Consider the following 17,290-nt stretch of genomic DNA (forward strand, 5'->3'; position numbering starts at 1 on the left):
GATCGGCAGTGCGATCGCCCCGACGAAGGCAGTCAGGATCATAGCGACGCCCAGCAGGATCATGCCGATCTTGAGCGCCCAGAGGAACGCCCAGAGTGCGACGGCGAACAGGATGAGCACCCCACACCCGGTGACAGCGGGGCCGTTACCGCGGTTGTCGTTCATGACTATCCCACTTCCCAGGCGACGCCGATGTCGAAGATCCAGGTGCCGAGGGCGGCGAGGAGCAGGGCGCCGATCAGCGTCAGGATCGTCAGGACCGTAGCCGCCATCGGGGTGGAGACCTTTGTGACGGCACGGGCGCGCGCATCGGCGATCAGTCGAAGATCCTGGGTGGTTCCGTGGAGGTTCTCGCGCAGTTCGGCATCGCGCCGCAACCCGTCGGCAGGTGTCTCCGGGGTGGTGCCGGGGATCCCGATCCGGGGGAGAGGTGTGGGGGCTGGTGACAGCAGGGCTGCCCGGGTGCCCAGGACGTCCTTCAACTCAGGGACCGGGGCGGCAGGAGCACCGGGGTCGTGTTGTGCGTTCATACCCACAACATTACCGGTCCGGCCGGACATGAATCGGGATGAGGTGTTCGAGATGTTCGACTGAGTCGAACACCTCACTGGCGGGAATCTAGCGCCGGCGATGGAGGATGTCTTCGAGTGCATGAAGCAGCTCTGCGCGGGTCGACACCACATGGACCGGATTGTCGACCGGTGACTCCGTCACCAGTCCACCGACCTCACGCCGGAAGAGGTCGTCCTGAGCCAGAGCCCGGCGGTGCAGCAGAGCGCCGGACCACAGGTGAGTGAGGGCCAGTGCACCGCTGCACAGGCCGGCGAAGATGACCAGCAGGCCGACGACGGTGAGCGCCACACCGTTGCCCAGGGCGAGTGCCCCGGCAGTGAACAGGGCGGCGGCGACAGTGACCACCGGGAGCGTCCACACCAGGGCAGAGCGGACGGTCCGGGAGCGGTCGATGTTCTCGGTGATCATCGTGTCGATCCGCCACAGGTCCGCGAGTGCGTCCACAGCGACATCCTCACCGGAGCGCTGCGCTATCGCAGAGCGGTACCGGGCGACGACCTCCGGTGTGTCAGAGGGGCGCACGGGACCACCCTCGGCAGAGGTACCGCGGGCATCCGGGATGTCTTTGGCGTTATTGGCGCGCGTGGTGCCCGTGAACGGGTGGGTCATGTACAGAACACTACCGTTGCACCCCTACCCGTGGGCGTACTCGGCGTAGATGGGTGCCGGCACCCTATCGGGGACACCGGCGATCAGGTCCGACGGGATCGCTCCCTGGTGGACGGGGGAACTACCAGACGCTGCGCAAAGCGTCGTGGGGGTCGGTGTCGCCAGCGTTGAATCGGACGACCGCGCCGGAGGACTGGGGGCACTCCAGGGCGGCGAGGATGGTGCGGGCCACGGTCTCCCGGGGTACCTCGGTGGCATCGGTGTAGCCGTCGCCCTCGGGCAGTACGGAGATCCCGCCGCTGTCGGGGTCGTCGGTCAGTGTGCTGGGGCCCAGCACCGTCCAGTCGAGTTCGGAGTCCATCAGATGCTGGTCGGCAATGGCCTTGGCCTCGGCGTAGGGGTAGAACCCGCTGTCCTCGGGAATGCCGTGGTCCAGGTAGGAGCCGGACCAGGAGACCATGATGAAGCGGGTGACGCTGACCTCTTCGGAGGCGTTGATGGTGCGGATCGCCGCGTCCAGGTCAACGGCGAAGGTCCGCTCGGGGTCGCCGCCGCCGGCACCGGCCGCCCAGATGACGGTGTCGTGGCCGGAGAGCATCTCGGCGATGTCGTCGGTGCTCATGGTCTCGATGTCCGCGACCTTCGGGGTCGCCCCGGTCTCCCGGATGTCCGCGGCGTGATCCGGGTTGCGGATGATCGAGGTGACGGTGTTACCTGCCTCGACCAGCATCGGCGCAGTCAACAGCGCTACTTTGCCGTGGCCGCCGACGATGACGATGTCATGCATGATGAGGAGTCGCCTTTCTCAGGTGGATGTGTGACATCCACCCTATCTGGGAATGAGCGGCCCCATGGCCCCAGCCCCGATACAGATGTGTGCCCCGGTGGGACCGACGACATTGGCCATGAGGGTTCCGCCGCCGCCGCCGGACATGTTCACCCACCGGGTGGTCAGGGAGTCGTCGACCGGGACGGTGAGCGTCCGTGCCCGCCACTGCGACTCCTCTTCCAGACCGTTGGGCATCGACAGCTCCACGTCCACCTCCTCGGTGGCTGTGGCAGTGAACTCCCAGGTCCAGTCGCCGAGGGGCAATGGCGGCTCGACGCGGATGATCCGGGGTTGGCCAACCTCCACCCGCACGCCGCACTGGGGTTCCTCCCCGGCTTCACTGCGGGAGGCGTCGAGAACGTGGCCTTCGACCAGCTCTCCGTCTGGCGTGATGATCTGTGGATTGTCCACGACGTCGGAGACACCTCCCTGCCCGCCGGCGACGTGGCTGGCGGAGTTGTAGGGGGTGACCAACGGGGTCAGGAGGTCGAGGGGGAGGTTCTGGTCCAGCAGTGGACGCTCGGGATCTGCGGTGGCCTCGCGCAGCGTCGCGAGATATTTCGCCGAAAGGTCGTCCGACCACGCGGCCACCCAGGTGAGTGTCGAGGCGGTGGAACTGCAGACAAGGAGCACAGCCAGGGTGAGCAGGACCGGTGACACCGGGCGCAGGGCGCCGCCGGCAGGGCGTCCTGCCTCAGCATCCGTGTCTGCGCCGGAATTTGCGTCGATATCGACGTCGCTGTCTGTTCCCGTGCCGGATGCCGGCCCACGCGCAGGCACGGGCACAGACACAGCCGCGACCAGCGCCAGCACGGTGACCGACCACCAGTCGACGTAGTAGTGCATTCCGCGGGCCAGCAGGTCGGTGGCACCGTCCCCGGAGCGTCCCGACTGCAACAACAGAAGTACCGTCGCCAGGTAGCCGACGCTGAGCAGCAGAGCGGCGCCCACGGGAACCGGACGCCGCCGGTTGGCGACCACCAGGGCCACCACCGCGGCCAACAGAACACCCGCCAGGACGGCCTGCACGGCGCCCGGGGTCGTCGGGAACGCCGGGGAGGAGTTCCAGCGGTCCCAGGTCCACGGGCCCCCGAGAGCCCCGGGCAACACCGCAGCGCCCATCGCGCCGGTCAGATCGTCCAGCGCCGGCCCGGAACCCGGGGACATCCGGCCCGCGAGATACAGGTACAACCCCGCCCACCCAGCGGTGATCGCCGTCGGTGCCAGCCACGGCAGTGCTGGCAGGCGTCGTCCTCCCAGCCGCAGAATGATCCCCACAGCGATCAAGGCGGGAACCACGGTAAGGACCTTCTCGGTCATCAGTAGGCCGACCAGCAGCACCGCCGACGCCGCGAGCGTGTGCTTCCATGTCACCCGGGGACGCAGCAACAGCAACGCCACTGCCCCGGCGGTCAGCTGCCAGGACAGGGCGTTCACCCCGGCTGACCACCAGCCGGACGCGATACCGAGGAAGGGGGAGAAGACAAGGGCCGTGAAGCCCAGCAGCCGGACCCACGGGGCCCGGGTGAGCTGCCCGAGCACCAGCCACCACAGCACGCCCGCGGCCACGGTCGCGACCAGGGTGATCACCACAGGTAACCACCACTGCAGTGGCGCGAGGGTGTCGGCGACGATCTGCAGCGCCCCCGATCCCGGCATCAGGTGGCCGTCATAGGGAACCCAGAGTCCGGCGTCCCGGAAGCGTGCCGGGATGACAAGGTCATCCCAGTAGAAGGTGCGTTGGCTGAGCTGCCAACCGCGGAGGACGACGGCGAGGGTCAGGATCAGTGCCGGGGCGGCGAGGGCTCGTGAGGAGAGGGGCGAGTCGGAGAGCGGCGAGGTCGAGGGGGAAGGGACGTCGGACTCCCGCGTGATGGGGGACGCCACCTTAGATGGCGGGGGTGAACGGCTGGACGGACAGGAGTTCGACCTCGTCGCTGGCGCAGGCGGTCAGGTCGTCCTGCCCGATGACGACCGGGGTGGTCTCCTCCGGGATGATGACCTGGTAGCCGGCGGCCGGGGTCGGCTCACAGGTGGCCTCGTCGTAGTTGCCGGCCTGGCCCAGGCGCACCCCGGAGGTCGCGGACTCGCCGGGTGCCAGGCTGACGGCCTCGGAGCTGCCGGTGTCTTCACGGGTGGCCGGTGCACCGATCGTTTCCTCGTCGGCGTCGACCAGGGCCACGCCCGGGTATCCCTGGACGGTGCAGGGGGTGTCGGAGTCGTTGAGCACGGTGATGTCGGCGAGCATGCTGCCCGCCGCACCCTGCTGGTTCTCCAGGCTGACGGTCACGTCGTCGGCGGTGCAGGCACCGTCGGACCCGTCGGTGCCGGAACCATCGCCGTCGTTGCCTGCGTCGGTGCCCCCGTCGGCGGTCGCCGCGGTGTCGGAGACGGCCCCGGACGCTCCGTCATCGGTGCTGTCGTTGTCGTCGGTGCCGCAGCCGACGATTCCAGCGAGGGTGAGCACGGCGGTAGCGGCGATGGCCGCGCTCCGGGTGAGTAGGTGTGTGTTCGTCATGTCATCCAGTGTAGGTACACTGAACAACACAGGTCACTGCGGGTGTGAGACGGCCAAAATGCCACCAGCGGACGGTGGGATGACTACCATTGACGGACGAGCACGAACCACCCCACAATCTCAGGAGACTCACGTCCATGGCCTTCAACCCTGAATTCGACCTCTTCCAGCTTCCGGCGGAGTACCAGGAGCTGCGCGACAGCATCCGCGCACTCTCCGAGCAGCAGATCGCACCGTACGCGGCGGCCGTCGACGAGGAGGAGCGTTTCCCGGAGGAGGCGCTGAAGGCCCTCAACGAATCCGGCTTCAACGCCGTCCACGTCCCCGACGAGTTCGAGGGCCAGGGCGCTGACTCCCTGGCCGCCGTCATCGTCATCGAGGAAGTCGCCCGCGTCTGCGGTTCGTCCTCCCTGATCCCGGCCGTGAACAAGCTCGGCACCATGGGTCTTATCCTGCAGGGCTCCGAGGAGCTCAAGGCGAAAGTCCTGCCGGACATCGCCAACGGCGCACTCGCCGCCTACGCGCTGACCGAGCGTGAGGCAGGTTCGGATGCCGGCGGTATGAAGACCAAGGCCGTCCGCGACGGTGATGAGTGGGTCCTCAACGGCTCGAAGTGCTTCATCACCAACGGTTCCCGCGCGACCTGGATCACCGTCATGGCCGTCACCGACCCGGAGGCCGGTGCCAACGGCATCTCCGCGTTCATGGTCCACAAGGATGATCCGGGATTCCGCGTCGGTGGCCTGGAGCACAAGCTGGGCATCAAGGGTTCCCCGACCGCGGAGCTGTACTTCGAGGACTGCCGCGTCCCTGCCGACCGGATGATCGGCGAGGAGGGCACCGGTTTCAAGACCGCGCTGCAGACCCTCGACCACACCCGTCCGACCATCGGCGCCCAGGCTCTCGGCATCGCCCAGGGTGCCTTCGATGCTGCTGTGGAGTACGTCAAGGAGCGCAAGCAGTTCGGCAAGCCGATCGCCGCCTTCCAGAACACCCAGTTCACCCTGGCCGACATGAAGATGAAGATCGATGCCGCCCGGCTGATGATCTACACCGCAGCGTCCAACGCCGAGCGCGGTGTGGCCGAGGACGGCGGCAAGCTCGGTCTCATGGCCGCCGGCTCGAAGGCCTACGCCTCCGACATCGCCATGGAGGTCACCCTCGATGCCATCCAGCTGCTCGGCGGTTACGGCTACACCCGCGACTTCCCGGTGGAGCGGATGATGCGCGACGCCAAGATCACGCAGATCTACGAAGGAACCAACCAGGTCTGCCGCATGGTCATGGGCCGCCAGATCCTCGGCTAGAGGTTCACCGGGGCCAGGGGGTCACCCTTGCGGGGCCAGGGTGACGTCACCGGCCCAGGTCAGTTGGACGCCTTCGCGGGCCAGCCAGGGGGCGACACCGCCAGCGTCGAGCATGCCGGTGACCAGGCGCTGTGCTGAGGCCAGCGCCCGGTCGGCGGTGGGGGTGTCGATGTAACCGCGGGTCAGGGCGCCGCCGAGCTCATCGAGGTCGAGGACCTCCCAGCGGTTGCCGCGGTAGGTGACCACATCGATGTAGAGGTCGGTGGTGTGCCAGGTGGCCCCATCGTCAACGCCGCCGTCGGTACCGTGCTCACGGCTGATCTGGGCGATGTCGACGTAGAGCTGCTGGCCGGCGAGACTGCCGCGGGCACCGGGGCGGAAGTGGAAGATGCTGACCCGCACGTCGAGACGGGGGATCAGCCAGCTCTCGAGGTAGCCGAATCGGGGATGGTCGGCAGGGCGTGCCATGTACAGCGCGTCACCGACCACCCGGTACTCGTCGACCGGGCGCACGAAGCCTTTGGGGTCGGTGTTGGTCCGGGCCTGGACGTCAAAAGTCTCCTGCTTGGGCGGGTGAATGTCCACCATGGCAGGAGACTTTACGGTGTCTGCGGAGGCTCGGCGACCGGAAGGAAGTTACCGGACGTTGAATACTCCGACGGTCGGGATGTAGTCACAGCTGACGCGACCGGAGTCCTCGTCGGTGCTCACGCCGCCCTCGAGCAGGGCGACGACGGTGCCACCGCCGGTGTTGGCCTGGCCGTTGACCGTGCCGGGGCCGTCGGCGTTGATGCCGTTGAAGCGCAGCGGGGTCTGGCCGGTGCGGCCGTTGTTGATGTTGACCCAGTGCACGCGCATGCCGTTGGCCTGACGCTCGGACACCGGGCCGGTGCCCAGGGCGGTGAAGACGAAGTCGATGTGGCCGCGGGGGACACCGGGCAGGGGCAGATCGGCCGGGCCGGGCACGCCCATGCCCATGCCGATGGGGCTGCCGTCGCTGCCCTGGCAGCCCGTGGACGGGGCGGGCCAACCGAACTGGGTGAAGGCGGGGCCGCCCTCGGGCATGGCGACACCGGGCTCGCCGTCGCCGCGGAAGAAGCCCACCACGCGCATCAGGGTGTCGCCGATGTCATCGGGGACCTGTGGGCTCTTCGCGAAGTTCTCGATCTCCTTGAGGATCTGCTCGTTCGGGCGCCCCAGGTGGTCGATCGGTGCGGGCGGCAGGCCGGGCAGGGCCTGGGCTGCGGGGGCTGCGGCCAGGGCCGTGCCACCCGCCAGTGAGACGGCAGCCAGTGCTGCGACGGCTGCGCGGCGGACGCGGCCTGGGGAGCGGTTCTGCGAGTGGTGGGTGAGCACGGGCGGCCTTTCGGTCGTTTGTCTGGTGTGAGTCGTCAATAGCGGTCCTGCGGGACAGCGGAACCTTAGTCACATCAGTCACAATAGTAACACGAGCAACATATACGCTATCTCTTCGGTTTTATCCACCATATCAGCGTCGGTAGCGCGGGTGCAGTCGAATCGGCGGAAAAGTTCCACCACCTCCCGGAAGTATGCGCGTGCGCGCGGGCGCAGAGAGGCGGGATTCCCGTTCAATGAGATAAATGGGCGCTACGTCGCGTATCGTGTAGTGCTGTTGACGGTGTGTGGCGTCCGGACCATCCCGGACCTTCCCGCCCGCACCGCTGAAATCGCCCTGTACCGCTGCCGGTACCAACTGCATCCACTGCAAGGAAGCTGAAGGATCTGTGTCACTGACTGAATTCCGTAACGTCGCCATCGTCGCACACGTCGACCACGGCAAGACCACCCTCGTTGACGCCATGCTGCGTCAGTCCGGCGTCTTCGACGCCCACGGCGATGTCGAGGACCGTGTGATGGACTCCGGCGACCTGGAAAAGGAGAAGGGCATCACGATCCTGGCGAAGAACACCGCCATCCGTCGTGCCGGTCAGGGCAAAGGCGGCTCCGACCTCGTCATCAACGTCATCGATACCCCGGGCCACGCCGACTTCGGCGGCGAGGTCGAGCGCGCGCTGTCGATGGTCGACGGTGTCGTCCTGCTGATCGACGCCTCCGAAGGCCCGCTGCCCCAGACCCGCTTCGTGCTGGGTAAGGCTCTCGAGGCCAAGATGCCGGTCATCATCTGCGTGAACAAGACCGACCGTCCGGACGCCCGCATCGACGAGGTCGTCACTGAGGCCCAGGACCTGCTGCTGGAGCTCGCCGCGTCCCTGGACGACGACGAGGCCGCCGAGGCAGCCGAGACCCTGCTGGACCTGCCGGTGCTGTACGCCTCCGGGCGCGCCGGCAAGGCCTCCACCGAGAACCCCGGCAACGGCAACATCCCGGACGCCGAAGACCTCCAGGCACTGTTCGACGTCCTCTACGACACCCTCCCGGAGCCCTCCGCCGACATCGACGCCCCGCTACAGGCCCACGTCACCAACCTGGACTCCAGCTCCTTCCTGGGCCGTATCGGCCTCATCCGCGTCTTCGCCGGCACGATCCGCAAGGGCCAGCAGGTCTCCTGGATCCACTACGACGCCGATGGCAACCAGCACTTCAAGACCGCCAAGATCGCCGAGCTGCTGCGCACCGTCGGTGTCTCCCGCGTGCCCACCGAGGAGGTCATCGCCGGTGACATCGCCGCGATCTCGGGCATCGAGGACATCATGATCGGCGACACCCTCGCCGACACCGAGAACCCCGTCGCCCTGCCGCGGATCACCGTCGACGAGCCGGCGATCTCCATGACCATTGGTGTGAACACCTCCCCGATGGCCGGTCGCGGCGGCGGCGACAAGCTCACCGCCCGCGTCGTCAAGGCCCGCCTGGACCAGGAGCTGATCGGTAACGTGTCGATCCGCGTCCTGCCCACCGAGCGTCCCGACGCCTGGGAGGTCCAGGGCCGTGGTGAGATGGCACTGTCGATCCTGGTGGAGACCATGCGTCGTGAAGGCTTCGAGCTGACCGTGGGTAAGCCGCAGGTCGTCACCCGTACCGTCGACGGCAAGCTGCAGGAGCCCTACGAGCACATGATCATCGACGTGCCCGAGGAGCACCTCGGTGCCGTCACCCAGCTGATGGCCGCCCGTAAGGGCCGCATGGAGGCGATGGACAACACCGGCTCCGGCTGGATCCGGATGAACTTCACCGTGCCGTCCCGCGGCCTGATCGGTTTCCGCACCATCTTCATGACCGAGACCCGTGGTACCGGTATCGCCAACCACTACTCCGCCGGTTACGAGGGCTGGGCCGGTGAGATCAAGGACCGTCCCAACGGTTCGCTGGTCTCGGACCGCACCGGTCAGATCACCGCCTATGCACTGACCCAGCTGGCCGACCGCGGCAGCTTCTTCGTCGAGCCCGGCACCCAGACCTACGAGGGCATGGTCGTCGGGCAGAACAACCGCGACGAGGACATGGACATCAACATCACCAAGGAGAAGAAGCTCACGAACATGCGCTCGGCGACCGCCGATGCCACCGTGACGCTGGCCAAAGCCCACAACCTCACCCTGGACGAGGCCATGGAGTTCTGTGGCCACGACGAGTGCGTCGAGGTCACCCCGGAGAACGTCCGGGTGCGCAAGGTCATCCTCGGTGCGACCGAGCGTGCTCGCGCGCTGTCGCGCATGAAGGCACGTAACAAGTAGCCGACCCACCGGGTCACACCGGGTAAGGAGCCGTTGACAGGTGAGTCATATTCGTCGCCCGTCGACGGCTTCTCGTCGTCGTGTCCCGGTGGCGGTTCTCACCACCCTGGGACTGGTGTTGACCGGATGCCAGGCGAACCCGGGGGACGCACCGACGGTGGAGGACCAGGCACCGGCCACCGACATCGAGGACGGCGCGGGGGATGCCGATGACACCGACCAGGGGGACTCGTCGGTTGCTCCGGAACTGCGCCGCATCGAGATCGGCGTGGACTCGGTGCCCGCCGACCTCAATCCGCACCTGGTGTCCACCCAGTCCATGCTGACCTCCACGGTCGCCGAGTTGACCCTGCCCAGTGCATACCGCCGCGGCCCGAACGGGCTACGCCACGACATCAACAACGACCTGCTCGACTCGGTGGAGATCGACGGGGGCGACGAGGACGCCCCGGAGAAGGTCGTGTACGTGATCAACAGTCGGGCGCAGTGGTCCGACGGGACCCCGATCGTGGGCTCGGATTTCGAGTACCTGCATCAGCAGATCACCACCCAGCCGGGTGTGACGTCCACCGATCTCTATGACTCGGTGGACGAGATCTCCACCTCCGCCGGTGGCCGACGGGTCACAGTGACCTTCGACTCGCCGACGGCCCAGTGGCGTGAGCTGTTCGCGAATCTGCTGCCAAGTCACATCTACCGGGGGGAGAACCGTCCGTTCTCAACCATGATGAGCGATATTCCGGCGGCCTCCGGCGGGGTGTACACCGTCCGGCAATACGACGCGGGGCGCGGGACACTGCTCCTGGAACGCAACGCCCGGTTCTGGGGGCAGATCCCGCCGCAGACCGACCAACTCGAGTTCTCCACCGTCAACGACACCGACACCGCCGCCCAGATGCTGCGCACCGGACAGATCCAGGCGGTGACCACCCGGAACTCCGGGGTGGCAGCCGAGAGCATCCGCACGGTCCCGGGGGTGCAGGCCCGGACGACGACGCTACGTCGCCAGCTGACGCTGCAGCTCAACACGGCATCGACCCGGTTGGACGCACCGGACGCCCGCGCCGAGGTCCTCGCCGCCGTCGACGCAGACCGGGTCGCCCGGCTGGTCACCGGACATCCGCGGGCCACGGCACCGCAAGACGACCTGGTTGCTGATGTGGCAGGGCCCACCACCGGGGAGCAGGGGACCGCGATTGTCGGGGTGAGCCGGAAACGTCCCCTGCAGATCGGTGCGGACACCCTCGACGAGGAGGCGGTCGAGGCCGCCCGTCGTGTCGTCGACACTCTGGTGGACAAGGGGATTCCTGCCACAGTGGTGACGCCGTCCGCAACGGAACTCTACGCCGACCTGCTGCCGCGAGGCGAGGTGGACGCGGTCGTGTCCTGGCAGGACGACGCCCGACGATGGACGGATCTGCGCAGTCGCTATGCCTGCGATGAGGCCGATCGCCCATTGTCCGGCACCTCCGGAGGTGATGCTGTGGACACCGATGCCGGTGCAGGTGAATCCGGGGCGGCCACGTCCGGTGCCACCGGAGACACCGACAGCACCGACGGCACTGACGGTGCTGACGGTGCCGGGGATACCGGGGATACAGGTAGTACTGCGGACGCAACTGCCGAACGGGCACGTGCGGCGAACGTCACCGGGATCTGTGACGACACCGTGGACGCGCTGTTGGCCGACGAACCGGAGGGAGGCAGTCTCGAGGCGGTGCCGGAGGAGCTGCGGGCGCGGATCGGTGAGTTGCACCTGTCGCTGCCGCTGGTCGCCGACCGGGTGCTCGTCGGCGCCGGTCCTGATTTGGTCGGTCCCGACCAGGATCTGTCGGAGTGGCCGATCGGGCCGCGATCCGGACCGTTCTACACTGCAGACCGATGGACCCGGATGGATACCGACACCGAGCCCGACACCGAGTCGGACACCGAGTCAGACACGACAACCACCCCATCTGCCGAGGAGACCGACGATGAATGACCTTCAGGACGTGCGCATTCTCGCCGTCCACGCGCACCCGGACGATGAGTCACTGTGGACCGGCCTGTCCCTGGCCCAGTGGGCCCGCCGCGGTGCCGAGGTGACCGTGGTGACCTGCACCCTGGGGGAGGAGGGCGAGGTGATAGGGGAGAAGTACGCCGGTCTGGTCGCTGACGACCACGACATCCTCGGTGGCTACCGGATCGCCGAGCTCCAGCGGGCGCTCGGGGAACTGGGGGTCGGACGTCCGCGGTTCCTCGGCGGCCCGGGTCGCTGGCGGGACTCCGGCATGGCCGGAGCCCCGGCGGCCGAGCACCCGGCGGCGTTCGTGTCCTCCGGCGCGACAGCCGTCGAACAACTCACCGCGGTATTCGACGACTTGCGTCCGCACGTCGTGGTCACCTACGGGCCCGATGGTGGCTACGGGCACCCCGACCACATCCGGGCCCACGAGATCGTCCATGCCGCAGCAGATGCCGCAGCAGAGAGCCATGATGCACACTGGACGCCCGCCAGGATCTACTGGGCGGTCCAGGAACGCGAGCGGGTCGAGGCAGGCCTGGCGGCGATGCGTGACGCCGGTGACCCGCCCGCCGGCTGGCGGTGGCCGGAGCCCGGGGAACTTGCCTCGGTGCCGGCGGCGTCGGTTGATGTCCGGGTCGTCGCCGGTGCCTATCCCGATGATGGCGGCGGTGACGGCGGCAAGGCCGGAAACAGTGATCTCGATGCGAAACGTCGGGCGATGACAGCCCATGCGACCCAGCTGTGGGTCGCCGACGGTAGTGCGTCCGACGTCAACGACCGGGCCCGTGAGCCTGTCGGTGACGGGGTGCCGATGGCGTACTGCCTGTCCAACCTCATCGCCCAGCCGCTGCTGCCGTCGGAAAGTTATATGATTGGTGCGGCTTTTCCGGTGCCTCGACTTTCGCAGGACACTCTGAACAGACTAGACTGTCTATTCGCTGAAGGGAGGTGACCCGATGGGAACCGACAAGACGACGACTACACCGTCCACCGGTGCAGACGTCCGTGACCTGGAACCGCACTGGGGCGACCCTGAACGGTCCCAACCACGCCGCGACACCACCCGGTCCGAACGCGTGGCCGGAATCGTCTGGCTGTCCGTGGGCGCGGTGATCTCCGTCCTGCTCGCGGTGCTCTACCTCGGGTCACGGATCACCTTCGGCAGCGTCTCCGTGCCATTCCCCTGGCCGCTGGTCGTGGCTCCCTGGTTCAACTACGTGCTGGTCAAAACGGCACTGCTGTGGACCGACAATCGTTCCATCGCCGCCATCCCGCTGTGGACCTGGGTGGTGGGCTACGCGCTGCTGGTGTTCTGGCCGGTACTGCCCGGCACCGGTGGGGACACTGTGGTCTCCAGCAGCATATGGAGCCTGCTTCTGCTGCCTGTCGGAGCCCTCGGCGGCGGTTGGGCATTTCTGCGGTTGAAGTGAGAAGATCAGCAGCGACAACTGCGGTGCGCGAGACCATGCCCGGGTGACCTCCGGGCGTAGCGGTACAACCGACGACAATCTACAACGTGACGAGAAACCAGAAGGTGACTTAACAGATGACCTACGTGATCGCACAGCCCTGTGTGGATGTGCTCGACCGGGCGTGCGTGGAGGAATGCCCCGTCGACTGCATCTACGAAGGCCAGCGGATGCTCTACATTCACCCCGATGAATGTGTGGACTGCGGCGCGTGCGAACCAGTCTGTCCGACCGAGGCGATCTTCTACGAAGACGACCTGCCCGACGAGTGGGAGGACTACATCGACTACAACGTGGCGTTCTTCGATGACCTGGGCGACCCGGGCGGAGCAGCGAAGTTGGGCCCGCAGGACTTCGACGTCGAGGGCATCGCCACGTTGCCGCCCCAGAACCAGGACTAGAGCGCCAGGCACAGGCCAGCCCTCCCCAACAACGAACAGGACCTCTTCGACCATGCCGAGACTGTCACGCCGCACGCTGTCCGCCGAGCTTCCCGACTTCCCGTGGGACTCCCTCGCCGGGGCGAAGCAGACCGCTTCGTCCTACCCGGACGGACTGGTGAACCTCTCGGTCGGCACCCCGGTCGACGAGGTCGCCCCGTCGATCCAGCTGGCACTGTCCGAGGCCGCCGGTGAGCCCGGCTACCCGCAGACTGTCGGCACCCCGGCGCTGCGCACGGCGATCACCGAGGCCCTGGCACGACGGTTCGGTGTCACCGGGGTATCGCAGGACGCCGTGCTGCCGGTGGTGGGAACCAAGGAGGCCATCGCCTGGCTGCCGTTCCTGCTGGGCGTGGTGCCCGGCCAGACAGTCGTCATCCCGGAGCTGGCGTACCCGACCTACGAGGTCGGCGCGAAGCTGGCCGGGGCCGAGGTGCTGCGCAGCGACTCGCTGCTCAAGCTCGGCCCCCAGGTGCCGACGATGATCTTCCTGAACTCCCCGGCGAACCCGCACGGCAAGGTGCTGGGCATCGACCACCTGCGCAAGGTCGTCGAGTACGCGCGGGAACGTGACGTGGTCGTGGTCTCCGACGAATGCTACCTCGGCCTGGGCTGGTCCACCGACCGGGAGGAAGGGGCGGAGTCCCCGGCCCCGATCTCCCTGCTGGACCCCCGGGTCTGCGGCGGGGACCACACCAACCTGCTGGTGGTGCACTCCCTGTCGAAGACCTCGAACCTGGCGTCCTACCGCGCCGGCTTCCTCGCCGGTGACGGGGAGCTGATCGCCGAACTGCTCAGCGTCCGCAAGAATGCCGGGCTGATGATGCCGGGGCCGATCCAGGCCGCCATGTCCGCAGCCCTCGAGGACGACGGTCAGGAGCTGCTGCAGAAGGAGCGCTACCGGCGTCGCCGCGAGGTCCTGTCCACCGCCGTGCGCGCCGCGGGGATGCGCATCGACAACTCTGAGGGCGGGCTGTACCTGTGGGCCACCGAAGGCCGTCCCTGCCGGGAGACCGTCGACCGGCTGGCTGCCCTCGGCATCCTCGTCGCACCGGGAGACTTCTACGGTCCCGCCGGTGCCGAGCACGTCCGGATCGGTCTGACCGCCACCGACTCCGACATCGTCAAGGCCGCCGAGCGCCTGGTCACACTGGCCGACTAGCACCGGTCAGCACGCTCTACGGCCGGTCGTCGTTCTCCGCGACAGCCTGCAGCACCGGCATCCGGGCGGCCCGCAGCGCCGGGGTCAGTGCGGCAACCGCGCCGGCCGCCACCGCACCGATCACGACCAGTACCACGGTGGACCACGGCACCACGACTGTGTCGACGCCCTCCGCAGACAGCGACCCGAGCAGCGACCAGCCAGCCAACAGGCCGATACCGATGCCGGCGAACGCCCCGAGAACAGCGGTCTGGACCGCCTCGATGAGCACCATCCCGGCGACCTGCCCGCGGCCCATACCGACAGCGCGCAGCACACCGAACTCCCGACGGCGCTCCACCACCGACAGTGCCAGTGTGTTGACCACGCCCAACACCGCCACGGCGACGGCGAGGGCGAGCAGGGCGTAGACCACGACCACCAGCCGGTCGATGATCACCGCCTGCTCACCGCCGAACTCCGCCGGGGTCTGGACCTGGAGCATCGGATACTCCTGTGTCGCCGCCTCCAGACTCTCCCGCAGGGCAGCTGGCTCAGCGGTGCCGTCGCCGGTGACCGCCACAGCGAGGATCCGGTGACCGCCGCTGCCTTGGGAGCCGGGGGCCAGCCTCCAGTAGGCGTTGGAGTCGATGATGACGTCGCCGAGCAACCGGGACTGCTCGAAGATACCGGCGACCGGCATGTCCACCGTCTGGGTCTGGGTGAGGACCCCCACCGGCACCGTGGCACCCAGGGCGAGATCATGCTCGTCGGCGAAGCTGCGGGACACCACCAGACCGTCGTGGCCCGGGTTGAGCTCCCCACTGGTCTCCCCGAGAGCGAAGGTGTGCTGCGGATCGCCCGACCCCACGGTGATCAGCGTGGTGGAGTCGCCCACCCGCGCCGGTGCCTTGCCGACCGTGTAGGTGGCACCGACACCGGGGGTCTCGGTGATCCTCCCGGCCGCGCTCCCGGGCACGGCCACATCGACCGCCCCTCCCGGTGGGCCGACCACCAGATCGGCGGTGACCTCGGAATCGACCACACCGGCCACCGACGCCGTCACGGAGGAACCCAGCATGCCGGTCAAGGTCACCAGGGACAGGCCCAGGGTGAGAGCGAAGACGGTGCCGGAGGTCCGTCGTGGTTGGCGTCGTCCGATACCGGACGCCATGCGCCCGGCACTACCGAAGGGGGCGCCGACCAGGCGCCCGAGTGCCGGCAGAACCCGGGCGCAGACGGCGGGGCCCACCAGAATGACACCGACGACGACGGCGAGGGTGCCGAGTCCGCTCACTGAGGCGCGCGCCCCGGTTCCCCACCCGTCGGTGAGGGCTGCGATCACGGCCATCGCGACACCGGCGAGAAGCACCAGGGTGCCGGAGACGGTGCGGGTGCGCGGCACCGGTGGTTCGACGGCGTCGCGGACCCCGGCCAGGGGAGAGGGCGCCCCGGCCCGGCGGGCGGGAGCCCAGGCGGCCGCGAGGGTGACCAGCACGCCGAGGACGACCGGCAGCAGTATCGTCCCGGTGGTCGGCGCGAGTTCCAGTGTCGGCAGCCCCAGGTCGAGACGGGCGGCGATGGCCAGGATCCCGACGACCATCGCGACCCCGGCGCCGACCCCCAACACCGAGCCGACCAGTCCGATGACCAGGGCCTCGGCGGTGACCGTGGCGGTGACCTGACGACGTGACAGCCCCAGTGCGCGCAACAACGAGAAGTCCCGGGTGCGTTGGGCGACGGTCATGGCGAAGGTGTTGGCGATGATGAACATCCCGACAGCCAGGGCGATCACTGCGAAAGCCAGCAGGATGTACCCCACAAACCCCAGGCCCGCGGTGAGGGCGGCGCTGTCGGTTGCGGCGGCCTGCTCCCCGGTCCGCACCGTCGGTGGTTCCGGGGTCCCCGGCAGGGCGGCGAGTTCATCGGTCAGGGCGGCGGCCACCTCCGGTGCCTGCTGACCCGGTGCCACGGTGGCCACCAGGCCGGGGAGACCGGCACCGGCGTAGCGCTGCAGGTAGGTGTCGCGACCGAGGACCAGGTCGAGCTGGTGCTCTTCGGTGGCGGCACCGGTATCGGCGTCGGTGTCGGCGTCCGGGCCGGTGCCGAAGATCCCGCTGACCGTCAACGGTAGTTCGCCGGCCTGGTCATTGAGCGTCAAAGTGGACCCGGGGGAGAGGTTCAGCTCCTCGGCGGTCCGGGAACTCACGGCGACGGCGTCCGGTCCGGGGGCGGTGCCCTCGGTGAGGGTGCGGGGCGGGCCGACGAGTCCGTCCTGGTCGTACCAGGGGGTCGGACGTATCGTCCTGTCACCGGTGTCCAGTGCCTGCCCGTCGCGGCTGAGCGCGACACTGTGGTCGCCGCGGATGTTGAGTCGGTCCACCAGCGGGCTGCCCGCCAGGTGGTCGCTCGCGGCGTCCGGCAGGCTGCGCTGTCCGTCACCGGGGACGACGACTATGTCGACACCGTCGTACCCGGCTTCCGCCGAGGAGGTGACCGAGTGGTCCAGGGTGGTGGTGAGCAGCATCGTGCCGGCCACGAAGCCGGTGCCGAGCACCACGGTGAACAGGGTGAGCAGCAGCCGTGCGGCATGGGCACGCAGGCCGCGCAGGCTCAGGGTGGCCAGGGTGCGGAGGACACGTGCGCCGGAACAAGGGGCCATGGAGAGGGTCCTGGAGAGAGAATTAAAGAGTGAGGGAACTGGAGAGTCAGAAACCGCACGGCGGGTGAGGTGGGTCGCCGT

Annotated in this window: 15 protein-coding genes; 7 read left to right on the top strand and 8 right to left on the bottom strand. The window is 68.1% G+C overall.

The window, feature by feature from the left end:
* Positions 1–167: 167 nt before the first annotated feature.
* The 5 genes from ACTXPP_RS08690 to ACTXPP_RS08710 all read right to left on the bottom strand — a co-directional run bounded on the left by ACTXPP_RS08690 (position 168) and on the right by ACTXPP_RS08710 (position 4,529).
* Positions 168–530, bottom strand: a complete 363-nt coding sequence (locus ACTXPP_RS08690) for a hypothetical protein (protein ID WP_301524899.1) — start codon at positions 528–530, stop codon at positions 168–170.
* Positions 531–618: 88 nt separating this feature from the next.
* Positions 619–1,182 carry a hypothetical protein gene (locus ACTXPP_RS08695; RefSeq protein WP_301495503.1) on the bottom strand — a complete coding sequence of 188 codons (564 nt, stop codon included), beginning with the start codon at positions 1,180–1,182 and terminating at the stop codon, positions 619–621.
* Positions 1,183–1,303: 121 nt separating this feature from the next.
* A complete protein-coding gene (locus tag ACTXPP_RS08700; RefSeq protein ID WP_301495505.1) occupies positions 1,304–1,969 on the bottom strand; it encodes an SDR family oxidoreductase in 666 nt (221 codons plus the stop codon).
* 42 nt (positions 1,970–2,011) lie between these two features.
* Positions 2,012–3,898, bottom strand: coding sequence for a hypothetical protein (locus ACTXPP_RS08705; protein ID WP_301495507.1), 1,887 nt, complete (start codon positions 3,896–3,898; stop codon positions 2,012–2,014).
* 1 nt (position 3,899) lies between these two features.
* Positions 3,900–4,529, bottom strand: coding sequence for a DUF4232 domain-containing protein (locus tag ACTXPP_RS08710; RefSeq protein ID WP_301495509.1), 630 nt, complete (start codon positions 4,527–4,529; stop codon positions 3,900–3,902).
* A 137-nt stretch (positions 4,530–4,666) separates the two neighbouring features.
* Here ACTXPP_RS08710 and ACTXPP_RS08715 point away from each other — a divergent pair, with 137 nt between their 5' ends.
* Positions 4,667–5,836, top strand: coding sequence for an acyl-CoA dehydrogenase family protein (locus tag ACTXPP_RS08715; RefSeq protein WP_301520949.1), 1,170 nt, complete (start codon positions 4,667–4,669; stop codon positions 5,834–5,836).
* Between the two features lie 21 nt (positions 5,837–5,857).
* On the opposite strand, the gene ACTXPP_RS08720 is transcribed toward ACTXPP_RS08715, so the two are convergent.
* Entirely contained in the window at positions 5,858–6,424 is a 567-nt protein-coding gene (locus ACTXPP_RS08720; protein ID WP_301495513.1) for a ribonuclease FAU-1 family protein, read from the bottom strand.
* A 48-nt stretch (positions 6,425–6,472) separates the two neighbouring features.
* Positions 6,473–7,192 carry an Rv1157c family protein gene (locus ACTXPP_RS08725; RefSeq protein WP_301495515.1) on the bottom strand — a complete coding sequence of 240 codons (720 nt, stop codon included), beginning with the start codon at positions 7,190–7,192 and terminating at the stop codon, positions 6,473–6,475.
* A 389-nt stretch (positions 7,193–7,581) separates the two neighbouring features.
* Between ACTXPP_RS08725 and typA the strand changes: the two genes are divergently transcribed.
* The 6 genes from typA (at position 7,582) to dapC (ending at position 14,568) form a co-directional block, all read left to right on the top strand.
* Positions 7,582–9,492 carry a translational GTPase TypA gene (typA, locus tag ACTXPP_RS08730; RefSeq protein ID WP_301520302.1) on the top strand — a complete coding sequence of 637 codons (1,911 nt, stop codon included), beginning with the start codon at positions 7,582–7,584 and terminating at the stop codon, positions 9,490–9,492.
* Positions 9,493–9,532: 40 nt separating this feature from the next.
* Positions 9,533–11,473 carry an ABC transporter family substrate-binding protein gene (locus tag ACTXPP_RS08735; protein WP_443341814.1) on the top strand — a complete coding sequence of 647 codons (1,941 nt, stop codon included), beginning with the start codon at positions 9,533–9,535 and terminating at the stop codon, positions 11,471–11,473.
* Positions 11,466–12,449: an N-acetyl-1-D-myo-inositol-2-amino-2-deoxy-alpha-D-glucopyranoside deacetylase gene (mshB, locus tag ACTXPP_RS08740; protein ID WP_301495521.1), complete on the top strand. Its 984-nt coding sequence runs from the start codon at positions 11,466–11,468 to the stop codon at positions 12,447–12,449. Before ACTXPP_RS08735 ends, mshB begins: the two co-directional genes overlap by 8 nt.
* A gap of 4 nt (positions 12,450–12,453) precedes the next feature.
* Entirely contained in the window at positions 12,454–12,927 is a 474-nt protein-coding gene (locus ACTXPP_RS08745; protein ID WP_301495522.1) for a hypothetical protein, read from the top strand.
* Positions 12,928–13,043: 116 nt separating this feature from the next.
* The gene (gene fdxA / locus ACTXPP_RS08750; protein ID WP_301495524.1) at positions 13,044–13,367 is read left to right on the top strand and encodes a ferredoxin; all 324 of its coding nucleotides are present in this window, start codon (positions 13,044–13,046) and stop codon (positions 13,365–13,367) included.
* Positions 13,368–13,419: 52 nt separating this feature from the next.
* Positions 13,420–14,568, top strand: a complete 1,149-nt coding sequence (gene dapC, locus ACTXPP_RS08755; RefSeq protein ID WP_301495526.1) for a succinyldiaminopimelate transaminase — start codon at positions 13,420–13,422, stop codon at positions 14,566–14,568.
* A gap of 16 nt (positions 14,569–14,584) precedes the next feature.
* Here dapC and ACTXPP_RS08760 read toward each other — a convergent pair whose 3' ends face one another.
* Complete coding sequence (locus ACTXPP_RS08760) at positions 14,585–17,209, bottom strand: ABC transporter permease (RefSeq protein ID WP_301520304.1); 2,625 nt, start codon at positions 17,207–17,209, stop codon at positions 14,585–14,587.
* Positions 17,210–17,290 lie beyond the last annotated feature (81 nt).

The sequence above is a fragment of the Candidatus Corynebacterium faecigallinarum genome (assembly GCF_052264515.1).
Lineage (GTDB): Bacteria > Actinomycetota > Actinomycetes > Mycobacteriales > Mycobacteriaceae > Corynebacterium > Corynebacterium faecigallinarum.